Below are 6,683 nucleotides of genomic sequence, written 5' to 3'. Positions count from 1 at the left end.
GCCTTTCTCCGTGTGCCCCGACGTTTCCGTCGTTGCGAGCCGCCCATTATAGCTGGCTTTTCCGCTTCGTCAACACCCTTTTTCGAGGGCCGCCTCACCGAAGTGGACGTTGTTGCCGATGCTGCTTCGTTGTGCGACCCGGAGGTCTTTTCGTCGAAGCGAGCCGCCTATTATGTCAGGCTTTTCGTTTCCGTCAACACCTTGTTTCGAAGGATGTTGCCGCCGCTTTGGTTTGGTGTTCACCGGGGTGAAGACCGCGTCGCAGCGAGGGAGCGAATACTAAAGACTTCTCGAAATTCGTCAAGCGCTTTTTTCAATTCGTACCGACACACGCCCGGTACCTGCCGTGTGTGGGCACAGCGCCAACGGCGATGCGCAGCACGCGCGTTGCGCGTGCTGCGCAGGGCTGCCAACAATGCAGCTTCTTGTCGTCAGGGAAGCATGCGTCATGTCTGCGGTTGCCAAGCGTTCGTTGTTGCGCGATCTCTCATTGCCCGCCGTGGTCGCAGGCTTCATTACAGTGCTGGTCGGCTTTGCCAGTTCCGCGGTGATCGTGTTCCAGGCCGCACAGGCGGTCGGTGCAACGCAGGCGCAGATCGCATCGTGGATGTGGGCGTTGGGCCTGGGCATGGGCGTGACCTGCATCGGGCTGTCGCTGCGCTACCGCGTTCCCGTGGTGACTGCATGGTCGACCCCTGGTGCCGCGATGCTGGTGGTAGGCACGGGCGCGGTGGCCTATGGCGATGCCATCGGGGCATTCGTACTGGCGGCGGTGCTGGGGATGCTGGCCGGCTTCTCCGGTGTGTTCGCCAAGGTCATGCGCCGCGTGCCGATGGCATTGGCCGCCGGCATGCTGGCCGGCGTACTGCTGCGCTTCGGGTTGGAGGTGTTCGTCTCCATGGGCACGCAGCTGGGGATGGCGCTGGCGATGTTCGCGACCTGGCTGGTCGGGCGCCGGCTTTTCCCCCGCTACGCGGTGATTGCCACCCTACTGGTGGGCGTGGGCGTTGCCGCCGCACAGGGCCTGCTGCATGCCGAACAGCTGCGGCTCGAACTGGCCATGCCGGTGTTCACCTGGCCCACCCTGTCATGGCCGGCGGTGTTCGGCATCGCCCTGCCCCTGTTCGTGGTCACCATGGCCTCGCAGAACATTCCCGGGGTCGCCGTGATCCGGGCGTCCGGCTACGACACCCCGATTTCCCCCGTCATCGGCTGGATCGGCGTGGCCAACATGGTGTTGGCCCCGTTCGGCGCCTACGGCCTCAACCTGGCGGCGATCACGGCGGCCATCTGCATGGGACGCGAAGCGCATGAGGATCCGGCCCGGCGTTACACCGCTGCCGTGGCCGCCGGTGCCTTCTACATCGTGGTGGGCCTGTTCGGCGCGACGGTGGCCGCGGTATTCGCCGCCTTCCCGAAGGAACTGGTGGCCTGCGTCGCCGGTATCGCCTTGTTCGGCACCATCGCCAACAGCCTGGCCATGGCCCTGCGCGAGGAAAGCGACCGCGAGGCCGCACTGGTCACCTTCCTGGTGACCGCCTCGGGCCTGTCGCTGGGCGGGATCGGCTCTGCCTTCTGGGGCTTGGTGGCCGGCGGCATATGCCTGGTCGCCTTGCGGCCGCGCGGTCCCGCCCTGCCCTGAGCGCTGGCCGCGCTTACTGGGGCAGGACGCGGAGGGTCTGCACCAGGCTGTGGCGCGCGCCCGGGGCCAGGGTGACCACGTCCGGGCCGGCGTTGGCCGCCTCCAGGCACACATAGTGCTTCCAGCCGGCGCCGACGTCGGCCATCTTCGCCGCTCCTGCCTGGCCGGGGTTCCAGGCCACCAGCGAACGACTGCCCTGGGTACTGATCTCGATGCTGCGCTTGAGCCCAGGGTCTTTCAGCACGTAACGGCCACCGGCCTGGGTATAGATGCGGTCGCTGCGGCCGGGGTCACGCGGGTCGTTGAGCGACCAGTCGCCCTGTTGGGTGCGCGGGGTGGCGTAGTTCTCGAACTTGTCCAGGTAGGTCAGGCCATCCAGCCCGGACACGCTGACCTGCATGGCGTCGCTGACCTTGAAGTAGTTGTGCAGCGCCTGGGTGAAGGTGACCGGCTGGCGGCCGGTGTTCTCGGTGACCAGGCGCTGTTCGAGGGTGCGGCCGATCCGCAGCTGCATGCTCAGGCGCAGGTCGAGGGTGTCCAGCGCCGGCGGGGCGAGGGTCAGCACCACGGTGCCATCGGCTTCGCGCTGCGCGCTCTGCAGGGTCCACGGCACGTTGCGCACGAAGCCATGCGAGGGCACGTCACTGCCCTGCCCTTGTTTGCCGAAGTACGGCCAGCACACCGGGCTGCCGCCGCGGATCGGGATGGGCAGCGCCTGCGCGGTGGGCGACAGCCACAGCACGTCCTGGCCGCCCTTGGGAATGAAGGACAGCAGCTGCCCGCCAAACACGGAGATCGCGGCAGTGGCCAGCGGGGTTTCCACCTTCCAGGCCGGGAAGCCCTGGATGTCGACGATGCTCAGGCCCTCCAGCTTCGGCAGCGCGGCGCCGGGGGCAGCCGGCGACTGCACGAGGCGGGCGTGGTTGGGCGGCAGGGAGAACGCGGTGGTGTCGGGCATGGCGGTAGTGGGCTTGGGTAGAGGGGGTGCGCTGCGCAGCGCGGTGAGGATGCGTTGGCCGGCGCGGCCGTCCGGATTGGGCCAGCCCAGCGCCTGCTGTTCGGTCTGGATGGCACGCCGCGTGGCAGTGCCGACCATGCCATCGGCGGCACCGATATCGTGGCCGCGTGCCAGCAGCAGGGTCTGCAGCTCGCGGCGTTCAGTGCGGCCAATGCCGGGATCGTCGGTGGGCCAGGCCGCCACGATGCCGGGGCCGCCGCGCAGGCGGTCGCTCAGGGTGGCAATGGCCAGGGCATAGCTCTCCGCAGCGTTGTAGGCGTAGATCGCATCGTAATTGCGGAACACCAGCCAGGCCGGGCCCTGGGCACCGGTGGGCAGCAGCAGCGCGGCGTTGGCATCCTCGGGCAGTCCCGCAGGCGCGAGCGCGCCGCCGCCGATGGGGGCAATGCCCAATGCCCGCCAGGCCGCGAGCGGCTTGCGCTGGGTGCGCCCGGCCAAGCTGGGATTGAAGCCCGCGGGGATCTTTACTTCGATGCCCCACGGCTGGCCGGTGCGCCAGCCGGCCTGCTTGAGATAGTTGGCGGTGGAAGCCAGCGCGTCGGGAATGCTGGCGACCAGGTCGCGGCGGCCATCGCCATCGCCGTCCACCGCGATACGCGCATAGGTGGAGGGCATGAACTGGGTGTGGCCGAAGGCGCCGGCCCAGGAGCCGGTCAGGCCATCGGCACTCAGATCACCGGCGTCGAGCAGCTTGAGCAGGGCCAGCAGCTCGCCGCGGAAGAACGGCTGGCGGCGCCCGTTGCAGGACAGGGTGGCCAGCGACTGCAGCAGCGGGCGCTTGCCGAACACGCGGCCGTAATCGCTCTCCACGCCCCAGACCGCGACGATGGTGGCCGGATCCACGCCGTACTGCGCCGATACGCGGGCGAGCAGGTCGCGGTGCTGGTCCAGGCGGGCGCGGCCATCGTCGACGCGCTGGGTATCGACCAGGGCGGCCAGGTAATCCCACAAGGGCGTGGTGAACTCCGGCTGCGCATCCAGCAGCGGCAACACGCTCAGGTCCGGGGTGAGGCCGGCGGTGAGCCGGGTGAACCCGGCCGCGCTGACGCCCTGCTTGAGCGCCTGCGGCTGCAACGTGGCCAGGCAGCGGTCGAAATCGTCCTGCGGCGCGGCAGCGACCGGGGTGCCGGCCAGGCACAGCGCGCCCAGCAGGCCGACGGTGGTAAACCTCATTGGCGTGAATCCCTGCAGCCAAGTGTTACCGCATCATAGCGGCAACCCATGCGGTTCAGGCCCGTTCCAGCAACCGCAGGCCGAAGGCGGGGGCATCGGCATTCCACTGCATGCGCACGCGCAGGCCGGCCTCGGCGATCAGCGCGCCGAAGGCGGCGTCGGAGTACTTGTGGCTGTATTCCACCGTCATCGCTTCGCCGTCGGCGAAATCGAACGCGCGGCCGGCCACGTGCACCCGCTGTGCGCAACGGCTGACCAGCTCGGTTTCAATGCGCAGCCGCGGCACGCTGTAACGCGCGCGGTGCTCGAAGCCGTCCAGGTCGAAGTCGCTGCCGATCTCGCGGTTGAGCCGGCGCAGCAGGTTGAGGGTGAACGCCGCCGTGACCCCGGCCGCATCGTTGTAGGCCGCTTCGATCAGTGCCGGGTCCTTGTGCAGGTCGATGCCGATCAACGCCAGCCCGGTGGGCCCCATGGTCTGGCGCATGGCATCGAGCAGCGCCACGGCATCGTCGTGGGCGAAGTTGCCAAGCGTGGAACCCGGGAAGAACAGCAGCCGGCGTGCCGGTTCGCGCTGCGGTTCGGGCAGCGTTACGGGACGGGTGAAGTCAGCGCAGACCGGCAGCATCTCGATCTCCGGCAGCGCTTCGGCCAGGCGTGCCACGCTGTCGAGCAGCGCCGCGCGCGAGATCTCGATGGGGGTGTAGGCCACCGGATCGGCCAGGGCATGCAGCAGCAGCTCGGTCTTGCGCCCGCTGCCACTGCCCAGTTCCACCACGTGCAGGTGCGGCCCCACCGCGCGGGCGATCTCCGCGCTGACCTGCTGGAGCAGCTGCAGCTCGGTGCGCGTGGGGTAGTACTCCGGCTGGCGGGTGATCTGTTCGAACAACTGCGATCCGCGTGCATCGTAGAAATACTTGGAAGGCAACTGGCGCGGGCGCTGCGACAGGCCGTGCAGGATGTCGGCGGTGATCCGCGCGCGGTCCGGCTGCAGGTCGGTCAACGCATCCAGGGCATCACTGACAGTGCTCATGCGGCATCCTTGGCCAGGCGCAGGCCGGCGAACTGCCAGCGCGCCGACGGTGCGAAGAAATTGCGGTAGCTGGGACGGATGTGGTCGGCCGGGGTGGCGCAGCTGCCGCCACGCAGCACCCATTGCCCGCACATGAACTTGCCGTTGTACTCGCCGAGGTTGCCTTCGAAGGTACGGAAACCGGGATAGGCCCCGTAGGCACTGCTGGTCCACTCCCAGACATCGCCGAACAGCTGCAGGTGGCGATCGGGCGCGCTGCCCTGGTCGGGCGCGGCCGGGTGCAGGCGCCCGCTGTCGGCGAAGTTGCCCTGCGGCGCCTGACCGGCGGCGGCCGCTTCCCATTCGAACTCGGTGGGCAGGCGCGCACCGGCCCAACGGGCGTAGGCGTCGGCCTCGAAGTAGCTGAGGTGGCAGACCGGTGCATCGGGGTCGAGCGCGCGCCAGCCCGCCAGGGTGAACTCGCGCGCCAGTGCGTCATCCCAGTACAGCGGGTGCTGCCAGTGTTCCTGCTGGCACAGGCTCCAGCCCTCGCTCATCCAATGGGCGGGCTCGCGGTAGCCGCCGGCTTCAACGAAGCGGCGGAACTCGCTGTTGCTGACCGGGCGGTTGGCCAGCGAATGGGCAGGCACCAGCACGCGGTGCACCGGCGATTCGTTGTCATAGGCGAAGGCGGCATGCGCCGGCCACGCGGGCGCGCCGATCTCCACGATCTGTTCCGGGCTGTGGATCCACGCCAGCGGCGAGGCGGTGCCGGTGCTGCGCGGCAGGTCGTCGCGGTAGGCCGGCTGCAGCGGGTTGCTCCACAGCGCGTGCTTGATGTCGGTGAGCAGCAGCTCCTGGTGTTGCTGCTCGTGGTGCAGGCCCAGTACCAGCTGCCGGGTGGCCTGCTCATCCAGTGCATCCGCCTGCAGCGCCGCCAGCACGCGCTGGTCGACCAGGTTGCGGAAGCGCAGCACTTCGTCCAGTGAGGGCCGCGACAGCAGGCCGCGCTGCGGCCGCGCATGGGCTGGGCCGATGCTCTGGTAGTAGCTGTTGAACAGGTAATGCCAATCGGCGTCGAACGCGACGTAGTCCGGCTGGGTCGCCAGCACGAAGCGCTCGAAGAACCACGTGGTATGGGCCAGGTGCCATTTGCTCGGGCTGGCATCGGGCATGCTCTGCACCATCGCATCTTCGGCGCTGAGCGGTGCGGCAAGGGCCACACTGCGGGCGCGTACCCGGGCGAACTGGGCCGCCAATGCGGTGGCAGCGGTGGCGGCGGTAGGAGGCGGGGCAACGACGGCGTTCATCGCACGAAGGATCGGCGAGCATGGGTGAGCGCGATGTCATGGCGCGGCGTACGCCGTGTTACGCCGTTCAAGTTGAATAGGCGATCAGGGCAGCGCGTCGAGATAGAACCAGCGCCCATCGAGGCGCACGAAGCGGCTGTGCTCCTGCATCTTCACCGCGCTGCCGCCGCCGATCCGGTAGCGCGCGGTGAAACGCACCTGGGCGTGGTCGGCATCCTGCAGGGTGTGTTCGTGCACCGTCAGGCCCAGCCAGTGCGTGCGCTGCCCGGCCGGCTCGTCCAGCGACAGGGTTTCCGGACGGGTATCGGGGTGCCAGCTGGCCAGCAGGTATGCCGGCAGCTGCTTCACATAGGCGCTGTAGCGCGAGCGCATCAACGCCTCGGCATCGGGGGCGGCGTCACCGGCGTGGAAGCGGCCGCAGCAGGCGGCGTAGGCGACGGGGCGGCCGCAGGGACAGGGATCGGCAGGGGTCATGGGCGTATTGTGCCGCGGGGAGGCGTATGCTGGCGCGCTTTCCGCCGTGATGCGCTG

At 68.8% G+C, this 6,683-nt stretch carries 5 protein-coding genes; 1 reads left to right on the top strand and 4 read right to left on the bottom strand.

The genetic code is table 11. The features are described from left to right. Positions 1-448: 448 nt before the first annotated feature. Positions 449-1,642 carry a benzoate/H(+) symporter BenE family transporter gene (locus KVS69_RS09685; protein WP_217537901.1) on the top strand — a complete coding sequence of 398 codons (1,194 nt, stop codon included), beginning with the start codon at positions 449-451 and terminating at the stop codon, positions 1,640-1,642. A gap of 13 nt (positions 1,643-1,655) precedes the next feature. Here the strand turns inward: KVS69_RS09685 and KVS69_RS09680 are convergent, their stop codons facing one another. The 4 genes from KVS69_RS09680 to KVS69_RS09665 form a co-directional block, all read right to left on the bottom strand. Further along, the gene (locus KVS69_RS09680; protein ID WP_217537900.1) at positions 1,656-3,833 is read right to left on the bottom strand and encodes a lytic murein transglycosylase; all 2,178 of its coding nucleotides are present in this window, start codon (positions 3,831-3,833) and stop codon (positions 1,656-1,658) included. A gap of 55 nt (positions 3,834-3,888) precedes the next feature. Continuing rightward, positions 3,889-4,863 (bottom strand): L-histidine N(alpha)-methyltransferase, encoded by a 975-nt coding sequence (gene egtD / locus KVS69_RS09675; protein ID WP_217537899.1) that lies wholly within the window; start codon positions 4,861-4,863, stop codon positions 3,889-3,891. Beyond that, positions 4,860-6,152 carry an ergothioneine biosynthesis protein EgtB gene (gene egtB / locus KVS69_RS09670; RefSeq protein ID WP_217537898.1) on the bottom strand — a complete coding sequence of 431 codons (1,293 nt, stop codon included), beginning with the start codon at positions 6,150-6,152 and terminating at the stop codon, positions 4,860-4,862. Before egtB ends, egtD begins: the two co-directional genes overlap by 4 nt. Positions 6,153-6,236: 84 nt before the next feature. Further along, positions 6,237-6,626 carry a YchJ family metal-binding protein gene (locus KVS69_RS09665; protein ID WP_217537897.1) on the bottom strand — a complete coding sequence of 130 codons (390 nt, stop codon included), beginning with the start codon at positions 6,624-6,626 and terminating at the stop codon, positions 6,237-6,239. Positions 6,627-6,683: the final 57 nt, after the last annotated feature.

The organism is Stenotrophomonas sp. GbtcB23 (genome assembly GCF_019091045.1).
In the GTDB taxonomy this organism is placed as follows: domain Bacteria; phylum Pseudomonadota; class Gammaproteobacteria; order Xanthomonadales; family Xanthomonadaceae; genus Stenotrophomonas; species Stenotrophomonas rhizophila_A.
This window is presented reverse-complemented; position numbering and strand designations above follow the sequence as displayed.

Excerpts from the sequence above, each read along its gene's own strand:
- KVS69_RS09685 (WP_217537901.1), top strand. The coding sequence starts at position 449 with ATGTCTGCGGTTGCCAAGCGTTCGTTGTTGCGCGATCTCTCATTGCCC.
- KVS69_RS09680 (WP_217537900.1), bottom strand. The coding sequence starts at position 3,833 with ATGAGGTTTACCACCGTCGGCCTGCTGGGCGCGCTGTGCCTGGCCGGC.
- egtD (WP_217537899.1), bottom strand. The coding sequence starts at position 4,863 with ATGAGCACTGTCAGTGATGCCCTGGATGCGTTGACCGACCTGCAGCCG.
- egtB (WP_217537898.1), bottom strand. The coding sequence starts at position 6,152 with ATGAACGCCGTCGTTGCCCCGCCTCCTACCGCCGCCACCGCTGCCACC.
- KVS69_RS09665 (WP_217537897.1), bottom strand. The coding sequence starts at position 6,626 with ATGACCCCTGCCGATCCCTGTCCCTGCGGCCGCCCCGTCGCCTACGCC.